The sequence below is a fragment of the Pseudomonas sp. NPDC089741 genome, assembly GCF_044748825.1.
Classification (GTDB): Bacteria; Pseudomonadota; Gammaproteobacteria; order Pseudomonadales; family Pseudomonadaceae; genus Aquipseudomonas; species Aquipseudomonas helmanticensis.
In genome coordinates this window covers 86,242-112,309 of record NZ_JBIVGT010000004.1, presented here as the reverse complement: position 1 = coordinate 112,309, position 26,068 = coordinate 86,242, and the positions used below count along the sequence as shown (strand labels likewise).

13 protein-coding genes are annotated in these 26,068 nt (G+C 60.5%); 4 read left to right on the top strand and 9 right to left on the bottom strand.

Features of this window, described 5'->3' with window-relative positions:
* Both ACIPZE_RS05995 and speB read right to left on the bottom strand, forming a co-directional pair.
* Window positions 1-318, bottom strand: a 318-nt coding sequence (locus ACIPZE_RS05995) for a nuclear transport factor 2 family protein (RefSeq protein ID WP_400771944.1), incomplete at its 3' end; no start/stop codon positions are given.
* 10 nt (window positions 319-328) lie between these two features.
* Window positions 329-1,279: an agmatinase gene (gene speB, locus ACIPZE_RS05990; protein ID WP_400771942.1), complete on the bottom strand. Its 951-nt coding sequence runs from the start codon at window positions 1,277-1,279 to the stop codon at window positions 329-331.
* A 292-nt stretch (window positions 1,280-1,571) separates the two neighbouring features.
* Between speB and ACIPZE_RS05985 the strand changes: the two genes are divergently transcribed.
* Together ACIPZE_RS05985 and ACIPZE_RS05980 are read left to right on the top strand one after the other, a co-directional pair.
* A complete protein-coding gene (locus tag ACIPZE_RS05985) occupies window positions 1,572-2,465 on the top strand; it encodes a LysR family transcriptional regulator (RefSeq protein ID WP_053118206.1) in 894 nt (297 codons plus the stop codon).
* A gap of 18 nt (window positions 2,466-2,483) precedes the next feature.
* On the top strand, window positions 2,484-3,080 hold the full coding sequence (locus ACIPZE_RS05980; protein WP_400771940.1) for a tRNA-uridine aminocarboxypropyltransferase: 597 nt from the start codon (window positions 2,484-2,486) through the stop codon (window positions 3,078-3,080).
* A gap of 114 nt (window positions 3,081-3,194) precedes the next feature.
* On the opposite strand, the gene ACIPZE_RS05975 is transcribed toward ACIPZE_RS05980, so the two are convergent.
* The 3 genes from ACIPZE_RS05975 to ACIPZE_RS05965 form a co-directional block, all read right to left on the bottom strand.
* Window positions 3,195-4,556: an HlyD family type I secretion periplasmic adaptor subunit gene (locus ACIPZE_RS05975; protein WP_283437291.1), complete on the bottom strand. Its 1,362-nt coding sequence runs from the start codon at window positions 4,554-4,556 to the stop codon at window positions 3,195-3,197.
* 10 nt (window positions 4,557-4,566) lie between these two features.
* On the bottom strand, window positions 4,567-6,726 hold the full coding sequence (locus ACIPZE_RS05970) for a type I secretion system permease/ATPase (protein ID WP_400771939.1): 2,160 nt from the start codon (window positions 6,724-6,726) through the stop codon (window positions 4,567-4,569).
* A 168-nt stretch (window positions 6,727-6,894) separates the two neighbouring features.
* The gene (locus ACIPZE_RS05965; protein WP_129390723.1) at window positions 6,895-8,253 is read right to left on the bottom strand and encodes a TolC family outer membrane protein; all 1,359 of its coding nucleotides are present in this window, start codon (window positions 8,251-8,253) and stop codon (window positions 6,895-6,897) included.
* Window positions 8,254-8,787: 534 nt separating this feature from the next.
* Between ACIPZE_RS05965 and ACIPZE_RS05960 the strand changes: the two genes are divergently transcribed.
* Complete coding sequence (locus tag ACIPZE_RS05960; RefSeq protein ID WP_400771937.1) at window positions 8,788-16,689, top strand: retention module-containing protein; 7,902 nt, start codon at window positions 8,788-8,790, stop codon at window positions 16,687-16,689.
* 240 nt (window positions 16,690-16,929) lie between these two features.
* Here the strand turns inward: ACIPZE_RS05960 and ACIPZE_RS05955 are convergent, their stop codons facing one another.
* From ACIPZE_RS05955 to ACIPZE_RS05940, 4 genes are all read right to left on the bottom strand, one after another.
* Entirely contained in the window at window positions 16,930-19,785 is a 2,856-nt protein-coding gene (locus ACIPZE_RS05955) for a hypothetical protein (protein ID WP_400771935.1), read from the bottom strand.
* A 295-nt stretch (window positions 19,786-20,080) separates the two neighbouring features.
* Window positions 20,081-22,018 (bottom strand): hypothetical protein, encoded by a 1,938-nt coding sequence (locus ACIPZE_RS05950; protein WP_400771933.1) that lies wholly within the window; start codon window positions 22,016-22,018, stop codon window positions 20,081-20,083.
* A 301-nt stretch (window positions 22,019-22,319) separates the two neighbouring features.
* Window positions 22,320-22,715 (bottom strand): YbaN family protein, encoded by a 396-nt coding sequence (locus ACIPZE_RS05945; protein ID WP_400771931.1) that lies wholly within the window; start codon window positions 22,713-22,715, stop codon window positions 22,320-22,322.
* 10 nt (window positions 22,716-22,725) lie between these two features.
* On the bottom strand, window positions 22,726-23,313 hold the full coding sequence (locus ACIPZE_RS05940; protein WP_129390736.1) for a YecA family protein: 588 nt from the start codon (window positions 23,311-23,313) through the stop codon (window positions 22,726-22,728).
* 362 nt (window positions 23,314-23,675) lie between these two features.
* Between ACIPZE_RS05940 and recQ the strand changes: the two genes are divergently transcribed.
* On the top strand, window positions 23,676-25,805 hold the full coding sequence (gene recQ / locus ACIPZE_RS05935) for a DNA helicase RecQ (protein WP_400771929.1): 2,130 nt from the start codon (window positions 23,676-23,678) through the stop codon (window positions 25,803-25,805).
* Window positions 25,806-26,068 lie beyond the last annotated feature (263 nt).

The window sequence follows — 26,068 nt, the reverse complement described above, 5'->3', positions numbered from 1 at the left end:
CTCGCGCGCCTGGCTGAAGTGTGGCTCCCCTTGCATGCGCAGCTCGGTGGCCACGTCATGGATGAAAATCGCCACGTCACCTTGCAGGCTGACGAAGGCGTTGCTCGAGGTGCACGCAAGCACCTCGAAGCCATCCTCGGTGCGCCAGCTGTCCCACAAGGCCTGATAGGCATCGCGCGACAGCAGCGGCTGTTCGAGGGTGTAGAAGACGAAACTTGCATCGGCGCTGAACGCGCCGAAATAAGCTTCGCGATCGTTACGGGCAAACGCGGACACCAGTTCGGCGGCCGCTTGCAAAACCTGATCACGTTCGTTCATGACCCGACCCTCAGCGATGGACCACGCCAGGCAGTACGCAGAGCATTTCGTACAGCAGGTTGGCGGCCAGCAGCGAGGTGTTGCCGGAGGTGTCGTAAGCGGGCGAGACTTCTACCAGATCGCAACCGATCAGGTCGAGGCCTTGGCAGCCACGAACGATTTCAATTGCCTGAATGGTCGTCAGACCACCGATTTCCGGGGTGCCAGTGCCAGGCGCCCAAGCCGGGTCGATGCCATCGATGTCGAAGCTCAGATACACCGGACCGCCGCCGACTTTCTCGCGAACTTCAGCCATCAGCGGCGCCAGCGACTTGTGCCAGCATTCTTCAGCCTGAACCACGCGGAAGCCCTGATCGCGGCTCCAGTTGAAGTCATCAGCGGTGTAACCCTGGGCGCGCAGACCGATCTGCACGACGCGGTCGCAATCGAGCAGACCTTCTTCAACCGCGCGGCGGAAGGTGGTGCCGTGGGCGATTTTCTCGCCGAACATGTGATCGTTGACGTCAGCGTGGGCATCGATGTGTACCAGACCGACCTTGCCGTGTTTCTTGTGAATCGCCCGCAGGATCGGCAGGGTGATGGTGTGGTCGCCACCCAGGGTCATCGGGATCACGTTGTGCTCGAGGATGTTGTCGTAGGCTTCTTCGATGATGCGCACGGCGTCGAGCAGGTTGAAGGTGTTGATCGCCACGTCACCGATGTCGGCTACGGCCAGCGAGTCGAACGGCGCAGCGCCGGTGGCCATGTTGTACGGGCGGATCATTACCGATTCGGTGCGGATGTCGCGTGGCCCGAAGCGGGTGCCGGGGCGCAGCGAAGTACCGATGTCCAGTGGCACGCCAACGAAGGCAGCGTCCAGGCCGGCAGCGGTCGGTACATGGGGGAGTCGTAGCATGGTGGCGATGCCGCCGAAGCGCGGCATTTCGTTGCCGCCCAGTGGTTGGTGAAGAATCTTGTCCACGGGTAAGGCCTCATCGTCTTTGTTTTATTTATGTCGGCGCGCCGTTCAACACAGGTTCGGGCGCCGCTGTGGGGCCGATGATGCGAAATGTAGTGCGGGGAAAGAATCGCTACGGGCAAAAACTTAGTTCAGATTTTTCTAAACTAATGCCAGACTTCTACACCTGCTCGTTCCCATGCTCCGCGTGGGAATGCATCCACGGACGCTCCGCGTCCAGCCGTACTCGCAGGTGACGCAGAGCGTCACGGGCTGCATTCCCACGCAGAGCGTGGGAACGATCCTTGGAGTAGACATGGCCAACGCTTTACCCGACCTGAAACTGTTGCGCATCTTCGTCAGCGTCGTGCGTCATCAGGGTTTCGCCAACGCCCAGCAGGAACTCAACCTGTCGACCTCGGCGATCAGCACCTACATGAGCCAGCTCGAAGCCGCGCTCGGCCTGGTGCTGTGTCATCGCGGGCGCGGCGGGTTCAGCCTGACCAGCAAGGGTGAGCTGTTCCATCAGGAAACCCTGCGCCTGCTCGCTGAACTCGAAGGTTTCGAGCAATACGCCGCCGCGCTCAAGGGCGAACTGCGCGGCACGCTCAACCTCGGGGTGATCGACTCCACGGTCAGCGACAAGGCTCTGCCGTTCGCCGAAGCCATCGGCGGTTACAGCCAGGAACACCCGGCGGTGCATTTGCATTTGTCGGTGATGAGCCCGTACGAACTGCAACTCGGCGTGCAGGACAACCGCCTCGATCTGGCCATCGGCGCGTTTTCCACGCGCATGAGCGGTCTGGTGTACATGCCGCTGTACCGCGAACAACACTGGTTGTATTGCAGCAGCCGGCATCCGTTGTTCAACGAGCGGCGTATTCCCGAGCAGGTCATCACCCAGCAACGCATGGTCGGGCGCGGTTACTGGAGTCAGGCGGAACTGGCCCGGCACGGCTTCAAACACAGCGCCGCGACGGTGGAGAGTATGGAGGCGCAGCTGATTCTGGTGCTGTCCGGCGCCTACATCGGTTATTTGCCGGAGCATTACGCTCAGGCGTGGGCCGACAAGGGCGACTTGCGTGTGTTGCTGCCGGCGACCTTCGGCTATCAGGCGCCATTCTCGATGATCATGCGCCGTGGTCGCAGCCGCGAACCGCTGATCCAGACGTTCCGTGATTTGCTCAAAGCTCAGCTCAATCAGGCTTAGCGTGTAGGAAAAAGAAGTATGTCCAGACCGCAATGCCCGCGCTGCCTGCGCCCACAAACCCATTGCCTGTGCTCGCTGATCCCGCGCCTCGACAGCCGCACGCGGGTGTTGCTGTTGCAGCATCCGAGTGAGGTCAATCATGCGCTGAATACCGCGCGGTTGGCGGTGCTCGGGTTGAGTAATGCCGAGCTTATTGTCGGTGAAGTATTCGAAGATTTGCCGGCGCTGCTCAATCAGCCAGGGTATCGCGCGCGGTTGTTGTTTCCCGCCGATGATGCGCAGCCGATGCAGACTTATGGCGAATCAGATGAGCCGCTGTTGCTGGTGGTGCCGGACGGCACGTGGCGCAAGGCGCGCAAGATGCTCCACCTCAATCCGCTGCTGGCGGGGTTGCCACGGGTGACGCTGGCCGAGGGCGGCGTGTCGCGCTATCGCTTGCGCAAGGCACCGGGGCCGGGCGCGTTGTCGACGATTGAGGCGATTGTGCAGGCGTTGCACACGCTGGAAGCGCCGGCGTCATTCGAGCCGTTGCTCAAGCCGTTCGAGGCGTTGATCGAGGGGCAGATTGCGGCGATGGGGGAGGAGACCTTCCAGCGTAATCATGGCGACAGATGATCGTTCCCACGCTCTGCGTGGGAATGCATCCAGTGACGCTCTGCGTCACTGTCGCGAAGGGACGCGGAGCGTCCCGGGCGGCGTTCCTGCGCGGAGCGTGGGAACGATCATTCGCTAGCGCTCGCGCATCGCCTCGGTCCGCGCTTTCAGCACGGGTTTGAGCAGGTAATCCAGCACGCTCTTCTCCCCGGTAATAATGTCCACCGTCGCCACCATCCCCGGAATGATCAGCAGCGGTTTCACATCCCCGCCCAAATGGTTTTTATCAGTGCGCACCTGAATCAGATAAAAACTGTTGCCCTTGTCATCGGTGATCGTGTCAGCCCCGATCAGCTCAAGCTTGGCGCTCAGTCCGCCATAAATCGTGTAGTCATAAGCGCTGAACTTGACCATGGCTTTCTGGCCCGGATGCAGGAACGCGACGTCCTGCGGACGCACCTTGGCCTCGATCAACAGATTGTCTTCCAGCGGCACGATTTCGACCATGTCGCTGCCTGGCTGCACCACACCACCGATGGTGTTGACCTTCAATTGCTTGATCACGCCGTGCACCGGTGAGGTCACGGTGGTACGACTGACGCGGTCGTCGATGGCGATGCTGGAGGCGGTGATTTTCGACAGGTCGGTGCGTTTCTGATTGAGGTCCTTGGCCGCGTCGGAGCGGAAGGTCTGTTCCGATTCGTCGATCTTGCTCTTGATCTCGTTGATCGCCGATTCCGCCCGGGGGATCGCCAGCGTCGTCGCGTTCAGCGAGCCACGAATCTCCACCGCGCTGCGCTTGAGCCGCAGGATTTCCACTGGCGATACCGCGCCGGTGCCAACCAGCGGCGCCGACATGTTCATCTCTTGTTGCAGCAACGCGAGGCTGGAGCTGAACTGGCCTTGCTTGGAGCGAAATTCGGCCAGCTCCTGAGTTTTCTGCCGTAGCTGTTCGGTGAGGGTGCGTTGCTCACTGGCCAGTCGGCGCTGGCGCTGGTCGTACAGCGAACGTTCGTCCTCGGCGACTTGTGGGGCCTTGGCGATTACCTCGTCGGAGAGCTTGAATGGTCGCCCTTCGGCCTCTGCCGAGAGCCGTTCAACCTGCGCGGTCAGCGCATAGCGATCGGCCTCGCTTTCACCCTTGTTCGACAGAAAACGCGTGTCATCCAGACGCAACAGCTTGTCGCCCTTGTTCACCATTTGCCCTTCACGCACGAAGATTTCGGTAACGATGCCGCCCTCAAGGTTCTGGATCACCTGAACCTTGCTCGACGGAATCGCCTTGCCTTCGCCCATGGTCACTTCTTCGAGCACGGCGAACTTGGCCCAGACCAACGCGCTGATCAACAGCGCCGCCGCCAGCCACACGGTAATCCGCGACCAGCGCGGCGAGTCCTGCAACGAGGCGCCGGCAGTTTCCGGCATGAATTCGGCTTCGGCGCTTTTGCCGAAACTGTCGAAGTAGCCGCGTGATTTGCTATCGGAGGAAGCAGGCATGGGGCAACTCCTAGACCGCCGCCGAGCCGACGCGGCCCTTGCGCAGTGCATCGATGACCGCTTCTTTCGGACCGTCGGCGACGACCCGGCCGTTGTCCAGCACCAGCAAACGATCCACCAGACTCAGCATCGAGGTGCGATGGGTGACCAGCAGCAGCGTCTTGCCTTGCACCCAGCCATGCAGCCTCTGCCGCAGTTGGTCTTCGCTGCTGTTGTCCATGGCGCTGGTGGGTTCGTCGAGCAGCATGATCGGCGGATCGAGCAACAAGGATCGTGCGAGCAACACCGCCTGACGCTGGCCACCGGAGAGCAATTGCCCGCGCTCGCCAACCGGCCGGTCGAAGCCTTGTGGATGCTGGCGGGCAAGCTCGGTGACGCCGGTCAGCTCAGCCACTTCAAGCATCCGCGAATCGCTGATGTAGCGGGCACCGAGCGTGAGGTTGTCGCGCAGGCTGCCGGCCAGCAGCGGCAGATCGTGGGCGACGTAACCGATCTGCTGGCGCAGGTCGGCGACATCCAGTTGCCGCAAGTCGAGGCCGTCGAGCAGCAACTGGCCTTCTTCCGGTTCGTAAAAACCCATGACCAGGCGCGCCAGGGTGCTTTTGCCGGAACCGCTGCGGCCAATGATGCCGACCCGTTCGCCGGCTTTCAGGCTGAACGTGACATTGCTCAGGGCCGGTGCATTCTGGCCGTTGTAATGGAAGGTCACGCCGTTGACGTCCAGCGCCCCCTGCAACTGCGTGCGCTCCAATGGCCGTTGTTTGCCGTCACGCTCCTGCGGCAGGGACATCAGCGCATCGGTACTTTTCATGGTCAGTTGCGCTTGCTGATAACGAGTGATCAGCCCGGCGATCTGCCCGAGTGGCGCGAGCACGCGGCTGCCGAGCATGTAACTGGCGACCAGCGCGCCGACGCTGAGGTTGCCGGCGATGATGCTGTAGACCCCGGCAACGATCGTCGCCATCCCCGAAAACTGCTGGATGAACAGCGTGCCGTTGGTGGCCAGCGCCGAGAGGTTGCGCGCATGGCTGTCGAGACGGGTGAGGGCGCCGTGGGTGCTTTCCCATTTGTGCTGGCGCTCGCTTTCAGCGCTGCAGGCCTTGAGGGTTTCCAGGCCGCCGAGGGTTTCGATCAGCACGGCCTGGCGTTCGGCACCGAGGCTCAGGCTTTTTTGCACGGTATCGCGCAGGCGCACCTGAATCACCAGGGCGAAGATGATCGTCAGCGGAAACGCCAGCAGCGGAATCACCACCAGCCAGCCACCGAGCAGGCCGATCACCACCAGCATCAGCACCACGAAGGGCAGGTCAATCAGGCTGGTCAGGGTCACTGCGGTGAGAAACTCACGCAGGCCCTGAAAATCATGAATGCTCTGGGCGAATCCGCCGATGGTCGCCGGCCGCGCCTTCATCGACATGCCGGTGATGCGCTCGAACAAAGTCGCGGAAAGGATCACATCGGTTTTCTTGCCGGCGGTGTCCAGCAGATGCGCGCGCACCACCCGCAGTACCAGTTCGAAACCAGTGCCGATCAGCAGCCCGATCGACAGCACCCACAAGGTCGACGTGGCCTGATTCGGAACCACGCGGTCGTAGGTCTGCATGACGAACAGCGGCACCATCAACCCTAAAAGGTTGATCAGGAAACTGGCGAGGATGGCATCGCTGTAGAGCCATTTCGACAGCTTCAGGGTGTCGCGAAACCACGCATGCACACGCGGCACCAGCGGCGAGCGCAGGTCTTCGAGTTCATGGCGCGGACGGGCAAACAAGGCTTGGCCGCTGTAGTGCTCAGTGAGTTCTTCGCGGCTGACCCATTGCTCGCCGCCATCGGCTTCGCTGGGCAGGATCAGTGCTTTGCCGTCGTCGCCAAAACGCCGCAACACCGCAGTGCGACCGTCGTTGAGCAGTAAAAGGATCGGCAGATTAAGCGGCGAAATATCTTTCAGATCACGGCGCAAAATGCGCGCCTGCAACCCGGCCCGGGCGGCTGCGCGCGGCAGCAGATCCAGGCTCAGGCGTTGCTTGTTCAGGGGCAGCCCGGCACTCAGGCTGGCGCGACTGACGATCGCGCCATGCAGTTTGCAGAGGATCAACAGACCGTCGAGTAACGGATCATCGAAGCTCAGCCGCGGATCGATCCCGGCGTTACCGGGTTCCATGCTGGTCATATTGATCGCCTGTGGCGAGGGAGCTTGCTCCCGCTTGAGTGCGCAGCACTCACACTGTTGATCGTTCCCACGCTCTGCGTGGGAATGCCTCTAGGGACGCTCTGCGTCCAGTGACGCGGAGCGTCACGGGCTGCGTTCCCACGCAGAGCGTGGGAACGATCAAGATCGCTACTTCAGTTCAGGAAGGCGCGCTTCGTTTTTGACTTCGCTCGCGGCGATCGCATCGGCCGGCAGCACCACCCGTTGTTTGCTCAGCAACTGGCCCATGTTCGCCAGCACGCGGTACATCGAATATTCCTCGGTGTAGCGGATTTCGGTGTAGCGACGGTTGGCGTTGTAGAGCTCGTTTTCACTGTCGAGCAAGTCGAGCAGGGTGCGTTGGCCGAGGCCGAACTGATCCTGATACGCGGCGCGTACCCGCTTGGTGGTTTCAGCATATTCGCGGGCGGTCGGGGTCTGCTTCTTCGCGTTGACCATGGCGTTCCATGCCAGGTGAATGTTCTCGTTGAGCTGGCGCAGGGCGTTGTTGCGGATGTCCATGGCCTGGTTGATCTGGTGCGCATCGGAGGCCAGTCGCGCCTTGTCACTGCCGCCGCGGAACAGGTTGTAGTTCATGATCACGCCGACACGCCATTCGTTGTCGTGGCCTTCATCGCCTTGCACGTTGTTGTTCGCACCGACGGCCGCTTCGGCATCGAAGCGTGGATAGAACGGCGACTTGGCCACTTCGTACTGGCTCTCGGCCGACTGCACGTCAGCCTGCGCGGATTTCAGATACGGGTTGTTCTCGACCATGCTCTGCTGTGCTTCCGGCAGGCTGGTTGGCAGTTCGCCACGGGTCGAAGCCGGCGCTTCCAGCTCGTCGGGCAGGCGTCCGACGACGCTGTAGAAGTTCGACTCGGCGTCGGCCAGATCGACTTCGGCGGTGTCGAGGTTGTTCTGTGCCAGCGCTTTACGGGCGACCGATTGATCGGAGTCCGCCGTGCTGCCAATGCCGCGTTCGGTACGCAGACCGATCTGATCGTTGACGCGCAAATGCGCCTGCAGGTTGTTCTTCGCCAGGGTCACCAGTTCACGGCGCTTGAGCACTTCGAGATAGACCTCGATGGTGCGCAGGGCCAGATCCTGGGCGGTACCTTGCGCATAATAGGCGCGCGAATTGGACACGCCTTTGGTGCGCTCGACCTCGTTGGCGGTGTTGAAACCGTCGAACAGCATTTGCCGCAGCCGCAGTTCGGACTGGGTGTAGTTGAGAATTCGGGTGTCGTGGTTACCGAAGGCCCGGGTGTTGGTGTTATCGCTGTAGCCACGGCCATAAGCGGCGTTCAAATCGACGGACGGATAGAAGCCGCCCTTGGCGACTTTCACTTGTTCATCAGCCGACAGGCGGGCGTCCACGCGCGAAGCAAGTTCCGGGTGGGTGGCAATGGTGCTCTGGATGGCTTCGGTGAGGTTCATGGCCTGGGCTTGAGAAGTGCAAGCCATGGCCAGCAAAACCGCGCTGCAGAGGGGGGTTAGAACGCGCATGGGTGCATCTCCCTGAGTCCTGATGGTACGTTACTGTCGCCAAATATTTGACGGAATTTTTAGGTGTAGGCGTTTCACTCTTGTAACAACAGAGCTAAGAACATCCTAGAGCGTAGCTAAGAAAAATTTTTCATAAGGCTTATGCCGAAAAAAACTTATGCGCTTTGTAAAATCCGGCACATTGTTCAGCACGAAAGCCTTTGTTTCATGCGCTTTAGGGAGCTCAAAAAGGCTTGAGGAAAGTTCCACTCACTTTGCGACATACGGCGAAGTACTGCTGAAGGGGAGGGACGCGTAGCGGTCGATGAGCGACAGATTTTTGTCACTCGGGTGATTCACCACCGTTACGTAGCGCTAGCAGGCGGGTTGTCTTGATCAGGGTTCACAAGTGCTTGATCGCACTTGAGTTTCCTTATCGGACAGACACTGCGAAACGAACTGTCGAGGGTGCGAGCGTCACCTCCGGCAACCCGATTGAGCCATGGGCTGCTTCGCTTACCAGTGCCGACGGTGGTCGGCAGCGGAGGATTTCACATGGCAACGCTCATCGGCACCGTCACTAAAGTCATTGGTCAGGTTTTCGCGCAGGCAGCTGACGGTACTCGTCGCGCTCTGGTTGAGGGGGATCGCCTGTTTGCCGGCGATCAACTGATCACTGGGGCCGAAGGCGCCGTCGCCGTCCATCTGCAAAACGGCCAGGAGCTTACCCTCGGTCGCGACAGCAGCCTGACGATGACCGGCCAGTTGCTCGCCGATCAGGCGGGCCACGTGAATGCGCCAGAGGTGGTGACGCCGAGCGAAGCGCAGATGACCGACGTCGAGCAGATCCAGAAAGCCATCGCCGCCGGTGACGACCCGACCAAAACCGCTGAAGCCACTGCCGCCGGTCCCAACGCGCCGGGCGGCGTGCCAGGCGAGGCTGGTGGCGGACACAGTTTCGTGCTGCTGACGGAAGTCGGCGGACGCGTCGATCCGCGTATCGGCTTTCCCACTGCCGGGTTTGGCGGTATTCCCGAGTTTCCTGAAGAGCGCCACAACGTGGTCATCGACAACGGCAATAACACGCCGGCGCCGGTGATTCCGCCGCCGGTCAACAACATCGTCACCCTCAGCGGCCTCGCCGTGCCCGGGGGCGAACTGACCCTCAATGAAGCCAATCTGCCTACCGGTTCGGCAGCCAATCCTGGCGCGCTGACCCAGAGCGGCAGCTTTACCGTGACGGCACCGGATGGTCTGAACAGCCTCAATATCGGCGGCATCAACGTGATCAGCGGCGGCGTGACCGCAGGTTTTCCGCAGTCGGTGACCACGCAATTGGGCAACACCCTGACCATCACCGGTTATAACGCGAGCACTGGCGTGGTCAGCTATAGCTACACGCTCAACGGCAACGACGCGCATCCGGCCGGTGACGGCAGCAACAGCCTCAGCGAACATTTCACTGTGACGGCCGGCGACAGCAATGGCGACAGCGCCACCGGTTCGCTCGACGTCAACATCATCGACGACGTGCCCAGAGCGGTGAACGACAGCAACAGCGCAACGGCGTCGGAGACCTTGCTGACCTTGACCGGCAATGTCCTCAGCAATGACGTGCAGGGTGCCGACCGTGTGCCGAGCGGGCCAGTTACCGCCGGTACTTTCACCGGGACTTACGGCACGTTGGTGCTCAATGCCAACGGCACATACACCTACACCCTGAACACCAGTGATGCAGATTTCAAAGCCCTGCACGGTGGCGGCAATGGAACTGAAACCTTCAGCTACACCCTCACCGATTCCGATGGCGATAAAAGCACAGCGAACCTGGTTCTGCAGATCCACAACAACGACGATCCGGTGATCATCAACGGCTTGAACGTCGAGGGTGGTGAGCTCACGGTTTTCGAGAAAAACCTGGCACTGGGCAGCGCTCCTGATTCGGCGGCGCTGACGCAAAACGGTACGTTCACCATCACCGCGCTGGACGGCGTGACCACGCTGACTATCGGCGGCATTGCCGTAGTCACCAATGGTGTGGCCGCAGGTTTCCCGCAATCGGTGACGACACCGCTGGGCAGCACGCTGACCATCACCGGCTTCAACGCCACCACTGGCGTGGTGAGTTACAGCTACACCCTCGATCACAACGACGCGCATCCGACCGCCAACGGCGCGAACAATCTGCCTGAGCAGTTCGCCGTCACTGTGGTCGATGACAACGGCACCACCGCCAACGCGACCCTCGATGTGAACATCATCGACGACCTGCCAAAAGGCGTGAACGACAGCAACACCGGCACTGCATCGGAAACGCAACTCACGCTAGTCGGCAACGTCCTCGACAACGATGTGCAAGGTGCTGACCGCGTACCGACCGGCCCCAATGCCGGGCCGATCACCGCCGGTACTTTCACCGGGACTTACGGCACGCTGGTGCTCAACGCCAACGGCACTTACACCTACACCGTGAACCCGAACGATGCCGACTTCAAAGGTCTGCATGGCGGTGGCAACGGCACTGAAACTTTCACCTACACCATCACCGATTCCGATGGCGACACCAGCACCGCCAACCTGGTTCTGCAGATCCACAACAACGACGATCCGGTGGTCATCAGCGGTCTCGATGTGAATGGCGGCGAACTCACCGTCTACGAGAAAAACCTCAGCACCGGCAGCACGCCGGATGCCACCGCGCTGACGCAAAACGGCACGTTCACCATCACCGCGCTGGACGGCGTGACCACGCTGACTATCGGCGGCATTGCCGTAGTCACCAATGGTGTGGCCGCAGGTTTCCCGCAATCGGTGACGACACCGCTGGGCAGCACGCTCACAATCACCGGATTCAACGCCACCACGGGCGTCGTCAGCTACAGCTACACCCTCGATCACAACGACGCGCATCCGACCGCCAACGGCGCGAACAATCTGCCTGAGCAGTTCGCCGTCACTGTGGTCGATGACAACGGCACCACCGCCAACGCGACCCTCGATGTGAACATCATCGACGACCTGCCAAAAGGCGTGAACGACAGCAACACCGGCACTGCATCGGAAACGCAACTCACGCTAGTCGGCAACGTCCTCGACAACGATGTGCAAGGCGCCGACCGCGTGCCAACCGGCCCCAATGCTGGGCCGATCACCGCCGGTACTTTTACCGGCACTTACGGCACGCTGGTGCTCAACGCCAACGGCACTTACACCTACACCGTGAACCCGAACGATGCCGACTTCAAAGGTCTGCATGGCGGTGGCAACGGCACTGAAACTTTCACCTACACCATCACCGATTCCGATGGCGACACCAGCACCGCCAACCTCGTCTTGCAGATCCACAACAACGACGATCCGGTGACTCTCAACGGCCTCGATGTGAATGGCGGCGAACTCACCGTCTACGAGAAAAATCTCAGCGACGGCACCAGCCCCGACGTTCCGGCGCTGACCCAGAGCGGCACCTTCACCGTCACCGCACTCGACGGCCTGCAAACCCTGACCGTGGGCGGCATCAACGTGGTCACCGGTGGCGTGGCCGCAGGCTTCCCGCAGTCGATTGTCACGCCACTTGGCAGCACGTTGACCATCACCGGCTACGACCCCACCACCGGGGTCGTCAGCTACAGCTACACCCTTGACCATAACGATGCGCACCCAACCGGCAACGGCGCCAACAGCATCACCGAGAACTTCAACGTCGTCGCCACCGACACCGATGGCAGCACCGCCAGCGGGCAGATCAACGTCAACATCGTCGATGACTTGCCGAGCGCCCATGCCGACGCGGCGTCGGTGGTGGAGGGCGGCACCGTCAGCGGCAATGTGCTGGATAACGACATCGGCGGCGCTGACGGGCCGGCCGTCACCGGCGCGGTGGTCGGCGTGCGCGCAGGTGCCGACACCTCGACATCGGCCATCGGTGGCCTCAACAGCAACATCAACGGCACCTACGGCTACCTGACGCTGGACGCCAACGGCAACGCCGTCTACCACAGCAATCCCAATGCGGTGAGCGGCCCGGGCGCGGTGGATGTGTTCACCTACACCGTGCGCGATTCCGATGGTGACGAAAGCACTACCACCATCACCATCGATGTCTCCAACAGCAAGCTGAGTGCGACCAGCGACACCGATGTCACGGTGTATGAGAAAGCCCTCGACCTGACCAAGGACGGCGCCGACCTGGCGCCGGGCACGGTCATCGGCAGCGACCCGACCAGCACCGGCGAAACCGCGTCCGGCACGCTGGTCGGTTCGGTCACTGGTGCGGTCGGTGCGATCAGCTATGCGCTGGTCGGCAGTGCCACCGGCAACTACGGGCAGATCGTCCTCAATCCCAACGGCACTTACACCTACACGTTGACGTCGCCAGCGACCACCACGCCGCACGCCGACGACGGTGCCAACACGCTGACTGAAACCTTCACCTATCAGGCCACCGATTCGCTGGGCAACGTCGTCACCAGCAGCATCGTCGTCAGCATCGTCGATGACGTGCCCAAAGCCGTGAACGACAGCAACGCCAACAGCGCCTCGGAAAGCCAGTTGACCCTGACCGGCAACGTGCTGACCAACGACGTGCAAGGCGCGGATGTGGTGGCGACCGGGCCGAATGCCGGGCCGATCACCGCCGGTACGTTCACCGGGACCTACGGCACGCTGGTGCTCAACGCCAACGGGACTTACACCTACACGCTGAATCCCAACGATGCCGACTTCAAGAACCTGCACGGCGGCGGCAACGGCACCGAGACGTTCACCTACACCCTGACCGATGCCGATGGCGACACCAGCACCGCCAACCTGGTGCTGAACATCCACAACAACGACGATCCGGTGGTGCTCAACGGCCTCGACGTCAACGGCGGCGAACTCACCGTCTACGAGAAAAACCTCAGCGACGGCACCAGCCCCGATACGCCGGCGCTGACCCAGAGCGGCACCTTTACCGTCACCGCCCTCGATGGTCTGCAAAGTCTTACCGTCGGCGGTATCGCCGTGGTCACCAACGGTGTCGCGGCAGGGTTCCCGCAATCCGTTACCTCGCCGCTGGGCAGCACGTTCACCGTCACCGGCTACAACGCGACGACCGGCGTGGTGAGCTACAGCTACACCTTGGTCGATAACGAAGCGCACCCGACCGGCAACGGCGCGAATAGCCTCACCGAGAACTTCAACGTGGTGGCGACAGACACCGATGGCAGCACTGCCAGCGGCCAGATCAACGTCAACATCATCGATGACTTGCCGACGGCCAAAGCGGATACCGGGTCGGTGGCTGAAGGCGGTACGGTCAACATCAGCGTGCTGGGCAACGACGTTACCGGTGCGGATGGCGCGGCGGCGGGCGGCGCGGTGGTGGGCGTGCGCGCCGGCAGCAACACCGGCACTTCGGCGATCGGCGGCCTCAACAGCAACATCAACGGTAACTTCGGCTACCTGACCCTCGATGCCTTGGGCAACGCTGTCTATCACAGCAACCCGAACTCGGTGAGCCCACCGGGCGCCACCGATACCTTCACCTATACCATCCGCGACAGCGACGGCGATGAAAGCACCACGACCATCACCATCAACGTCGCTGACAGCAAACTGGTGGCCTCGGTCGATCAGGACGTGACGGTTTACGAGAAAGCCCTCGACCTGACCAAGGACGGCCAGGATCTGGCCCCCGGTACGGTCACCGGCAGCGATCCGACCAATACCGGTGAAACCGCGACCGGCACGCTGGTCGGCGCCGTCACCGGCGGCAGTGGGGCGATCACCTACACCCTGGTCGGCAGCGCCACCGGCGCCTATGGGCAGATTCAGCTCAACGCCGACGGCACCTACACCTACACGCTGACCTCGGCGCCGAAAACCACGCCGAACGCGAACGACGGGGCGAACACCCTGAGCGAAAGTTTCACCTACAAAGCCACTGATGCGCTGGGCAACAGCACCACCAGCACCCTCGTCGTCAACATCGTCGACGATGTGCCAAAAGCGGTGGCGTCGGATCGTTCGGTGGCGGCGGTGGAGATCGACTCCAACATCCTCATCGTTCTCGACATTTCCGGCAGTATGGCCGACGCCTCGGGTGTGCCGGGCCTGTCTCGGCTGGATCTGGCCAAGCAGGCGATCAGCGCCTTGCTCGACAAGTACGATGATCTGGGCGATGTCAAAGTGCAGTTGGTCACCTTCAGCAGCAACGCCACCGACCGCACCTCGGTATGGGTCGATGTCGCCACTGCCAAGACGCTGCTCGCCGGCCTGAATGCCGGTGGCGGCACCAACTACGACGCCGCCGTGGCCGCGCTGCAAACCGCGTTCAATACCTCTGGCAAACTCACCGGGGCGCAGAACGTCGGCTACTTCTTCTCCGATGGCAAACCCACCACCGGTCAAGACATCGGCACCAGCGATGAAGCCGCGCTGAAAAACTTCCTCGATGCCAACAACATCAAGAACTACGCGATCGGCCTCGGCAGCGGCGTCAGCAACGCCAACCTCGACCCGCTGGCCTATGACGGCATCAGCCACACCAACACCGATGCGGTGGTGGTCACCGACCTCAATCAGCTCAACTCGGTGCTCTCGGGCACCGTGCAGGGCGCGCCGGTCACCGGCTCGTTGCTGGGCGAAGGCGGTACGTTCGGCGCCGATGGCGGTTTCATCAAATCCATCGTCGTCGACGGCACCACCTACACCTACGATCCGAAAGCCCTGAGCGGCCAAGGCTCGCTGACCGCAACCGGTGGCGCCAATCACGGTACCTTCAACACCGTGAACAACACGGTGAGCATTGCCACCAACAACAGCGGCACCCTGGTGATCAACCTCGACACCGGCGACTACACCTACACCTCGCAGAAAACCACCGCCGTGGTCATCACCGAGAACATCGGCTTCACCGTCAGCGACAACGACGGCGACCTCGCCAGTTCGACGCTGACCGTGAAAGTGATCCCCAATGCGCCGCCAGTGGCAGTCGACGATCACGTCATCACCAACGTGCTGTCGAGCAATGTCGTGGTGCCGGGCGAGTTGCTGCTGGCCAACGACACCGACCCCAATGGCGATACGCTCAACGCCTCACCGACCACGTTCAACACCGGTTGGGCGGCGAAGGGCGCGGACTTCACCGGCACCGGTGCGATCAGCTTCGCCGGCACCGGCAACACCGCCGCCAATCAGAGCCTGGCAGACGTGCGCAGTTCGTTTGCGGCCAATACGGCGGCACTGACCGCCATGCTGGTGGTCAGCGGCTACCTCGGCGCGGTGACCACCGCCAATGCCAACGATGAAGACCTGATCACCGTCAAACTGAAACAGGGCGAGACCCTCAACCTCGACCACAACCTGGCGGCCGGGCACATCACCATGGAGTATTCGCTCAACGGTGGTGCGTTCGTGACGATTGCCGACGGCGGCACTATCACGGCCAGCGCCGATGGCACCTATCAGATCCACATCACCAACATCACCAATACCAGTGGCAGCAACACCGGCGCGGCGGAAAATTATCAACTGACCATGACGGTCAACTACGCCGGAGCGCACGATGTCACGCCGGATTACCACGGCACCTACACCGCCAACGACAACCACGGTGGCAGCGACACCGCCAACGTGACCATCACGTATCAGGACGGCCATACCCTCACCGGTACCTCCGGCGATGACGTTCTGGTGGCAGGGACGGGGGACAACATCCTCAATGGCGGCGACGGCAACGATGTGCTCACCGCAGGCTCAGGCAACAACGAACTGCATGGCGGCGCCGGCAATGACTTGCTCTACAGCGGCCCGGGCAATGACCTGCTCGACGGCGGCACCGGCATCGACACCGCGAGCTACGCCCACGCCACGGCCGGGGTCACCGTCAATCTCGGTCTGCTCGGTGCGCAAAACACCCTTGGCGCTGGCACCGATACCCTCACCGGTATCGAAAACCTTGTCGGCTCCAACTTCAACGACACGTTGACCGGCGACAACAATAACAACGTGATCAACGGCGGCCTCGGCAACGACATCCTCAACGGTGGCGGCGGCGACGACCTGCTGATCGGCGGCATGGGCAACAACACCCTGACCGGCGGGCCAGGTGCCGATACCTTCCAGTACCTGAAGGGCAACAGTGGCCACGACACCATCACCGACTTCACCCCCGGCACCGACAAGCTCGACCTGTCGCAACTGCTGCAGGGCGAAAACGGCACCACCGCGTCGCTCGACGACTACCTGCACTTCACCGTCTCCGGCAGCGGCGCCTCGGTGATGACCAGCATCGACGTCAGCGCCATGGCCGGCGCCACGCCGAACCAGACCATCGACCTCGCCGGCGTCAACCTCGCCAGCCACTACGGCGTGACTCCGGGGGCGGGCGGGATGATCGCCAGCGGGCACGACACGGCGACGATCATCAGCGGGATGCTGAATGATCATTCGTTGAAGGTGGATACGGTTTGATCGAGGCCTCAAACGACAAACCCGCCGCCCCGGTTGAATGGGGCGCCGGGTTTTTCTGTCTGACGGGAGGTGTTGCCCGGGAATCAGCCTTCGCGAGCAGTTTCGCTCATCACAGATCAGCGCATTCCACTGTGGGCGTGAGCCGCCTCGCGAAGGGCCGGGACTGACACTTGATAACTCAGCGAGTGTTCATTCAGCCCGGCAACTCCAGACTTTCCTACGTCCGGCTTTTGATTACGGTTATCGTTTTAGCCTGGTCGCCACCGCCGGATAGAGGATTGATGGAGAGTTACCGAAGCCCAACGGGCGCCATCCTGCTATGCCATTGTCATAACTGAATGCCAAACCAGTTGTCGCGGACTCATATTCCCCACGCCAGTATATTTTCCCCTGTGGGCCAGCCCAGGTTGCGTTCATTATCATTTGGTAAAACGGCGTGGCACCAACACTTTGAGCCCAGGCAATCATCTGGGAGGCCGTCATCAGCGATGGGTTCTCGATGACTTCGTATACTTGAGAGACATTTACTTGAACGGAAAATGTTTTATTCGCTTGATCTATCACCTTAATGTTTGCCACGCCATTGCCCATGGATGAAAGGTGAATGTTCGCGCCACTTATCGATGCTGAGACAATATGGGGGGCATTATTTTCGATTCGGTAAGGTGCTTGCCCGCCACTGATCAAACAGGTGGCAGTGGTGTTATCAGCGACGCCTTTGCGAACCCAACCTAATGAGGCTGGCGGAAAGTAGATGCGCCCGGGCAAGTTCAAAATGTGAGGGGTCACTTTCAATTCAGCAATGACAGTCAAAATCCGAGCGGCGGACTGAGCTCCACTTCCATAAAGTGCCCTCACTGTGTAGCTGTGCCTCCCCTGTGCAACACCGCCTAACGTAGACGTCCAGCTTCCCGCTGAATTGACAGCAATAGAACTCACTACAACTACGCCGTTGTCACGTAACTCGACTCTCTGTCCGCCCTGACCCTGGCCACCGATCACTAGCGTGGTGTCGGGGGTGGAGCCGTTGTTGGGGACTTCAACGTTGCTGGGCGAGCCCCTCAGCGAGATGATCGTTGGAGCCACACCCTGCTGCGCCACAACCACAGTCCACGGTGGCGACACGGTGCCAGATCCATACAACGCTTTAGCAGTAAACACGTGATTGGTCAGCGCGAGCCCCGTGACAGTCAATGTCCATTTGCCACTGGCATCGGCCGTGACTTTGCTCTTTGACGTCGTGCCATTAAAGATCTCGACTTGCAGGAACGCATTGGCCGTGCCCGTCAATTTGACGCTGGTATCGGACGTGGTGCCGCCATTGGCGATTGGCTGCCCTTTGGAATCATGCGCGGCCGTAATGACAGGCCTTTGGCTAAACACGATGGTCAGTCTTCTCACATTCGACGAGGGATTGCTGCCGTATTTTCCGACCGCTTTAATGCTGTGCAGCACATTGAGTGTCAGGCCGGTAATCGTGAAACTCCATGATCCGTCCGACCCCGCTTTGACCTTACCTTTGGACACGCTGCCAACCAAGACCTCCACTTCGTGGCCGGCAGGCGCGGTGCCGCTGACGGTCACACTGGTGTGCACGGTGTAGCCGTTATCGGCGATCTCCCAGCCACTCAAGTCTTTTACCGAGGTAATGGTTGGCGCAATCAGCGCAATCGATCTGATGCTGTAGACGCGATCTGGAAACACCACTGCGTTGGCTTCGACGTTGCTCTGATCAAACGCTGCCTTGAACTTGAGTGTCAGGGTGGACCCGTCGCCCAGCAGCTTCAGGTAGCTGTTGGCAAACGTGCGGGGCCAGAATCCCTCATTCACCCATTTTTGGTTTACTTTGCTCCCCCCACCATTCCACACCGTCAGGTTATGCGCGCTACCATCGGCCTTTTTCCCCTCCAGTGTCAGCCAGACCTGTTGACCGACTTCGATCAGCGTCCACAGCAAGCCGTGGATCGTCGCAGCATTGGTGCCGAGCGCGTTGACGTCCAGTACGTTATTAGCGTCGGCTTCGATGATCTTCGGCGTAATCAGCGCGGCTGCCGGCATTACCAGAATGTTCAAGAGCAGCGCCGGTGATGTGGTGGATACGCCATCGCGGATGATGGTGTAAGTCACGCTGACGGTTTGGCCCAGGCTATAGGCCAGTACCGAACGCGGTACGGCGATTTCCAGTCCGGCACTGACCAGCCGTTGCGGGCTGGTATAGGAGCCACCGGCGACTGCCGTCGCCCCGATCCAGTCCACGAACAGCAGATAGGTGGGCAATAAGCCAGTTGGGATCGCCACGCGAATTTGTGTTTGGGTCGGGCTGAAATTGTTGCCGGTCTGGCCGATGACCGTCGGAGGTCGCAGGTCAAGACGGGCGACGTGCACGTCCAGGGTCTTGGTTCCCGAGGTGGCAGAATTGCCCAACTGGTCGATCACCAGGAAGTCGACGGCTATCTTGCCGTCACCGACTTTCAGGAAGTCCGCGGTAAACAGTGTGATGGTCAGCGGAGTCGGTGGGTCGGTGACTTCTTTGGTGAATGACTCGTTGCCAATCCGAAAGCGCACGAGGTCATAGGCTTGCGCGGTGTTGTAGGTGAAACCGAATATAACTCCCTGCGCCGCCCGTGCGGCACTGACACCGTTGGTGAGCACATCGGGCGGAATCACCAGATTGAGGTTGGCAGGTGGGCGCAGATGATAGAGCACGAGCAGGTCGCGCGAGGTTTCGACGTTGCCACTGAGCCGGGTGACCTTGTAATACAGGCGATTGACGCCGTGAACCAAGTGTCCGTGAGGGACATTCAGCGAGATGCGTTTTTGCTCGTCGCCGGGTTGCACGATGGCCCCGGCCACTGAAGTAGGCGCGTCATTGACATACAGGGCCACCGAATCGAACGCCTCCATGAGCTGGTTGCGTCGTTGCAGTTCAGACCACGGATCACTCACTACTTGAAGTCCTGAGTCTTTGTCGTCGTACAGCGACCGGGGGATGCCGCCATTGGCACGTTCCGGCGGTTTGATCGGCGAAACCCACCCAGGCACGTGCACCGGAAACAGCTCAAAGATGGCGTTCAATATTGATGACTGAATATCCATGGTGGGTACCTTGCGTGAGGAGACTGGCCGGACGGACGTGGCTCATCTCACATCAGGTAGCAGCGGCTGACTACTGTCAGATCTGACAGGTAAGCAAACGTTTAATACGAATGGTCAAGCTGAGGCCGCCCGGAGTGGTCCGGTAATCGATTTTCCAAACCTGAACCTGCCCCCTGTAGGAGCTGCCGCAGGCCGCGATCTTTTGATCTTGTCTTTTACAACAACATCAAAAGATCGCGGCCTGCGGCAGCTCTTGCAGGAGCGTGCTGTTTTGTTGTGGCGTGCGCTTCAGGCGCTAGAAGTCGAGCAACTGCACTGCCAGATTGTCCACCTGATAATCGTTGCCGACCCCCGAATTGACATGACTGACAATGGCCAGAGTCATCTCGCTGGCGCTGGCGACGAAGTTGCCTGACAAGGTTGTCCAGGCCAGGTCTTTGAGGGTCACCGGCCCGGCAATGGCAACGCCCCCGGCACTCAGCGACAGCGACGGTGCAGCATATTCACCGCGAAAACGGATGCAGTTGATCGTCAACGAATACCGGCCACCGGGCTTCAGATTGGCGAATTGTTTCTGCAGCACAACGCCCGCCGAGTTGTTGCTGTAGGTGTAGTTTTGCGCCCTGTAGTTGCCTTGTTCGAACACGATGGTCCAGTCATTCGGCAGTGTTGCGGGACCCCGACGCCAGCCATTCCAGCCGTATTGGTCAAAATTCGTCAGGTCGTGTTCCAGCGGCGGCTCGCTGGCCTTGCCGATCCGCAGTTCCAGCAGCGGTGATTGCACCGGCGCGCGCCCTGGGTTGGTCACCTTGTAGTGCACCGTCAGAGGACTGCCGGCGAAAGGTGCGATGTAACGGCTACCTGCATCAAAGCTCAGCGGCAGGTCGGGGTCAGTAATGGTGCGCCCGAAAATATAGCGAAGCGTGACCCCGAGTGGATCGGTGACCTGCCAATACAGCTGCACCGACGCACCGGTTTTCAAGGCCCAGTAATCGGGAATGAACACCTTCGCCATGCTGATGTTGGCAGGCAGTTCGTCTTCCACAACCTGTTCGATCATCGGTGGACGTAGCGTAAAGGCGCCGCCCTGGATGGTGATATTGGTCGGTTTGGACAGTTGCGGTGCGCCAGTGCCTCCTGCGCTGAGGGTGTAAGTCAGTCGCAGGGAACCCCGGATGAGCGCCAGCACGCGCTCATTCTCGATTTCAAAATAAATCACGCTGTTCATCCCGTCCAGGGACCGGGTGTACGTGAACGTGACCGCTTCGCCCGTTTCCGTGAGGCCCTGCAGAGTCAGTTGCAACTGGTCATTCTTTGCATAATTGCTGAGGACAATCACGACCCGCGCCGGTCCACCAAAGAGCAGGTCATGATTGAGTATGTTGCCCGGTGTCCTTTCGACTGCCGGAGCTGGCAGCAATATAGTTCCCGGTTTGCTTTGCAGGAGCCGTGCATCCGACCAGCCGCTCTGATTGTGCACTTTGTCGGTCAACTGATAGCGCACCACCAGCGAATCGCTTGGCGGCAATTTGGCGAGTTGTTCCGGTGTCAGTTCAAAAACGATATCTGCCGTCGCATTGGTGACTTTGAACATCAGCGTCAGTGTCCCGAAGGCGAGTGTCACCAGATCCTCCAGCGCTTGATGCAGGTAGCTTTTGATCGTCACGGTCATGCCGGTATCGATCACGCTCTGGTCAATGATCGTTTCCGAGGTGACGGGCAGCGGCAGGCCCTGGTTGAATGGCTTGCCACCGTCGGTGTCCGGATTGCCCGGCGGAAAACTTTTGTAGTACAGCTGATAGGGCGTTGAGCTTTCGGTGTTACCGCTGATGCGCTTCACAGTGAAAAAGAACGGTTGATTTCCCGGCTGAGAATACTTGGACAACATGACACTGGCCGGGATGTAGAAAGGCACATCTCGGGCCACAACACCGTCGGCATCGAAATGTTCGGCGGTTATAAAAAACGAGGCCACGGGGATTAACTTATCGCCGAGAAAAACATCGATATGGTCACCGACAGTCATCTGCAAATAGCTGAGGATGTACACCAGCAAGCCCTGAACATCGCTGTGTACCATGCTGTAGTTGACCCCCTGCGCACCATCGCTCAGCGGCTTGTAACCGATGACATACGGCGGTGGTACCGCTAGCACGCCGACGTCGCCGGACGGTGGTGGAAAGATGACGACCTGTTCTTCTGAAGCATTGGCGCTGCTGGTTGTCTGGCTCATGAGCAATAACCCATCGTCGGGGAGGCGGATGCCCTGGGGGGCGCACTGATCTCCATCGATTAGAACCGCACTGACCGGCACCGCCTACTGTCAGATCTGACAGGTAAGCAAACGTTTAAGACGAATGGTCAAGCGGGTGGGAGCGATTATGGATTTCCCAAACTTGAAACCAGCCCCTGTAGGAGCTGCCGCAGGCTGCGATCTGTTGATCTTGTTTTGAAGAGCAACATCAAAAGATCGCAGCCTGCGGCAGCTTCTGCTGGGTGTCTTTTAAACAGTTCTGTTTGAAGACAAGGAGGCATCAGGATTTGCGCAACGTCTTCTGCCGAAGGATATAGATCGTCACCAACACCGCACTCGTCAACATGAACCCCCGCGCCCACGGAAGTGGCACCAGGTAACACGAGAACAGAATGCTCGCCCACATCAGCCCGATCGCGTAGACCTTGCCCTTGAGCGGAATGCCGTTGCCATCGAGGTAATCGCGGATCCATGGCCCCAGTCGTGGATGTTCGACCAGCCATTGATAGAAACGCGGAGAGCTGCGCGCGAAGCAGGCTGCGGCGAGCAGGAGGAAGGGCGTGGTGGGCAGGACAGGCAGGAAGATCCCGATCACCCCCAATGCCACGCTGAGCCAGCCGAAGGCCAGCAGCAAGTAGCGCAACATCAGAGAGCGGTTGCCTATGGGGTTGTCCATAGGCCGGATCTTAGTGGTGACGTGGCTTGAGGATCGCCGGTTTTTCGTCGGGTGCCTGGCACAGCAGGTACAGCGCGGTCAGGGCTTCCGGGATCTGCACGATCATGTCGTCCATCAGGTTGGCATCCTTGGCGATGTCTTCGAACTCTGGCTGTTCGTCGAACAGGCCCGAACCGACCATGATCGGCAGGAGCATTTCGCTGACTTCTTCTTCAGCGGTTTCGAACCAGGCTGCTTCGCGCAGGAACACGCCTTCCATGAAACCGATGCACCAGCCGCGCAGTTCGGAGTCGTCCGGCTCTTCGCCGAGATCGAGGTCACATGGCAGCTCGAATTCTTCATCCGAGGCCAGTTGACGGGCGATGTGCGCCTTGAGGCCGATCAGCGTGGCTTCAATTTCTGCACGCTGGGCGTCGCTGCTGTAATGCGGCTCTTCAGAGAACAGGGCGTCGATCCACTCACGCTCCGGTACGTCTTCGGCGCAGATCGACAGCGCGGTCAGATAACCGTGCGCGGCCACGTAATCCAGCGCCTCGTCGTGCAGCTCGTCGGCATCGAGAAAGACTTGCAGGCGGGTCAGTTGCTCAGCGAAGGACATTACGGGGCTACCTTGGGGGAATAAACAATGCGGGAATTCTAGGCCTTCTTGCGCGCTCAAGCCAGCCGCACGGCAGATTTGCCCTACATCTTTGTGGGAGCTGCCAAGGGCTGCGATCTTTTGATGTTGTTTTTTAAAGATCAAAAGATCGCAGCCTTCGGCAGCTCCTACAGGGGCGCATCTTAGATTGTATCGACGGGTGTCGCCCTGTGCAGGGGAGGGCTCGGGTATACTGCCGCGTTTTGCGCTCCCTGCCCGTGTTGCGGCTGTCATTGCAATGCGCTCTTACGTTTTGTTTAAGCAGCCCTGGCTGTCCTGAACCAGCCTGTGCAGGGATGTTTCAGTAGATTTTTGGAGTTTTTATGCTCGAACAGGCTCAACGCGTCCTCAAGGACATCTTCGGCTACGACAGTTTCCGTGGCCGTCAGGGTGCAATCATTGAGCGCGTGGCCAGCGGCGGGGATGCGCTGGTCTTGATGCCTACCGGTGGCGGCAAGTCGCTGTGCTTCCAGGTCCCGGCGCTGTTGCGCGATGGCCTGGCGGTGGTGGTGTCGCCGTTGATCGCCTTGATGGACGATCAGGTCGCCACCCTCGAAGAGCTGGGTGTGGCGGCAGCGGCGTTGAACTCCACACTGAGTGCCGAGCAGCAGCGCGATCTCGCCACGCGGATCAAACGCGGTGAAGTGAAGATGTTGTACTTGGCGCCCGAGCGTCTGGTGCAGCCGCGCATGCTGTCGTTCCTGCAAGGGCTGAATATCGCTTTGTTCGCCATCGACGAAGCGCACTGCGTATCGCAATGGGGCCACGACTTCCGTCCGGAATACCTGCAACTGGGCCAGTTGGCGGAGCTGTTCCCCGACGTGCCGCGCATCGCCCTGACCGCGACGGCCGACAAGCGCACCCGCGAAGAAATCGTCACCCGCCTGCATCTGCAGAACGCCGAGCGCTTTCTGTCGAGCTTCGACCGCCCAAACATCTTTTACCGCATCGTTCCTAAAGAGCAGCCACGCAAGCAGTTGCTGGCGTTCCTCGCCGAGCGGCGCAGTGATGCCGGCATCGTCTATTGCCTGTCGCGCAAGAAAGTCGAGGAGGTGGCGACGTTCCTCAGCGAACAGGGTTTTCCGGCGTTGCCGTACCACGCCGGTCTGCCCAACGATCTGCGGGCGTTCAACCAGAAGCGCTTCCTCAACGAGGAAGGCCTGATCATGGTCGCCACCGTGGCGTTCGGCATGGGCATCGACAAGCCCAACGTACGTTTTGTCGCCCACCTTGATCTGCCGAAGTCGCTTGAAGCGTATTACCAGGAAACCGGTCGTGGTGGCCGCGATGGCCTGCCGGCGGATGCGTGGATGGCTTACGGTCTGCAAGACGTGGTGATGCTCAAGCAGATGCTGCAGAACTCTGAAGGCGACGAGCGGCACAAGCGTCTGGAGCAGCACAAGCTCGACGCGATGCTCTCGCTCTGCGAAGAAACCCGCTGCCGTCGACAGACCCTGCTGGCGTATTTCGATGAAGACATGCCCGAGCCGTGTGGCTATTGCGACAACTGTGTCGATGGCGTGCAGACCTGGGATGCCACCGAGCCTGCACGTCAGGCGTTGTCAGCGATTTTCCGTACTGGCCAGCGATATGGCGTCGGCCATCTGGTTGATGTGCTGCTGGGCAAGGACAACGAAAAGATCCGCAGCTTCGGCCATCAGCACCTGTCGGTGTGGGGCGTGGGCAAAGCGCTGAGCGAGAGCGAATGGCGCTCGCTGTTCCGCCAGTTGGTGGCGCGTGGTCTGGCCGATGTCGATCACGAAGGCTACGGCGGTCTGCGTCTCAACGACAGTTGCCGGCCATTGCTCAAGGGCGAAGTGAGCCTGGAGCTGCGCCGCGATCTGAAGCCGCAAGTCGCCGCCAAGAGCAACAGCAAGAGCCCGGCCAGCCAACTGGTGCGCGGCGAAGAGCGCGAACAGTGGGAAGCGCTGCGTGCGCTGCGGCGCAAACTCGCCGAAGAACACGGCGTACCACCGTACGTCATCTTCCCCGACTCGACGCTGCTGGAAATGCTCCGCAGTCAGCCGACCTCGCTGGCGGAAATGGCCACGGTCAGCGGCGTCGGCGCACGCAAACTGGAGCGCTACGGCGAGGCCTTCCTCGAAGTGCTTGGCGGCGCAGTCGAGGCGCCGAAAGCGGTGGCCGACGTACGCCACGAACTGATCACGCTGGCCCGCGCCGGCATGACGCCGCTGCAAATCGCCGGTCAGTTGCAGTGCTCGGAAAAGAACGTCTACACCATGCTCGCCGAAGCCATCGGCAAGCAGCAATTGTCGCTGGAACAGGCGCTGGACTTGCCTGAAGAACTGATGGGCGAAGTGCAGGACGCGTTCCTCGATGGCGAAGGCGAGTTGCCGTCGGTCGCCGAAATTGCCGAGTTGTTCGCCGGCCGGGTTCCAGAGGGCGTGCTTTACTGCGTGCGGGCTGCGCTGCAATCGGAATTCGAGATGTAGGTTGGCCGCCAGCCCTCACCCCAGCCCTCTCCCCGAGGGAGAGGGGGCCGACCGAGGTGTCTGGGGTTTGACATCGACCTGAAAGAACCAGTCGATTATGGATTCGGTAAAGCAGGATCAGATCGGCGTAACCCTGAAGCATCCCCCATTCAGCCCCCTCTCCTTTTGGGAGAGGGGGCCGACCGAGGTGTCTGGGGTTTGACATCGACCTGAAAGAACCAGTCGATTATGGATTCGGTAAAGCAGGATCAGATCGGCGTAAT

What these genes read in the sequence shown, in the direction of transcription:
- ACIPZE_RS05950 (WP_400771933.1), bottom strand. Translation starts at nt 22,018, where the DNA reads ATGAGCCAGACAACCAGCAGCGCCAATGCTTCAGAAGAACAGGTCGTC.
- ACIPZE_RS05985 (WP_053118206.1), top strand. Translation starts at nt 1,572, where the DNA reads ATGGCCAACGCTTTACCCGACCTGAAACTGTTGCGCATCTTCGTCAGC.
- ACIPZE_RS05980 (WP_400771940.1), top strand. Translation starts at nt 2,484, where the DNA reads ATGTCCAGACCGCAATGCCCGCGCTGCCTGCGCCCACAAACCCATTGC.
- ACIPZE_RS05970 (WP_400771939.1), bottom strand. Translation starts at nt 6,726, where the DNA reads ATGACCAGCATGGAACCCGGTAACGCCGGGATCGATCCGCGGCTGAGC.
- ACIPZE_RS05960 (WP_400771937.1), top strand. Translation starts at nt 8,788, where the DNA reads ATGGCAACGCTCATCGGCACCGTCACTAAAGTCATTGGTCAGGTTTTC.
- ACIPZE_RS05975 (WP_283437291.1), bottom strand. Translation starts at nt 4,556, where the DNA reads ATGCCTGCTTCCTCCGATAGCAAATCACGCGGCTACTTCGACAGTTTC.
- recQ (WP_400771929.1), top strand. Translation starts at nt 23,676, where the DNA reads ATGCTCGAACAGGCTCAACGCGTCCTCAAGGACATCTTCGGCTACGAC.
- ACIPZE_RS05965 (WP_129390723.1), bottom strand. Translation starts at nt 8,253, where the DNA reads ATGCGCGTTCTAACCCCCCTCTGCAGCGCGGTTTTGCTGGCCATGGCT.
- ACIPZE_RS05945 (WP_400771931.1), bottom strand. Translation starts at nt 22,715, where the DNA reads ATGGACAACCCCATAGGCAACCGCTCTCTGATGTTGCGCTACTTGCTG.
- ACIPZE_RS05955 (WP_400771935.1), bottom strand. Translation starts at nt 19,785, where the DNA reads ATGGATATTCAGTCATCAATATTGAACGCCATCTTTGAGCTGTTTCCG.
- ACIPZE_RS05940 (WP_129390736.1), bottom strand. Translation starts at nt 23,313, where the DNA reads ATGTCCTTCGCTGAGCAACTGACCCGCCTGCAAGTCTTTCTCGATGCC.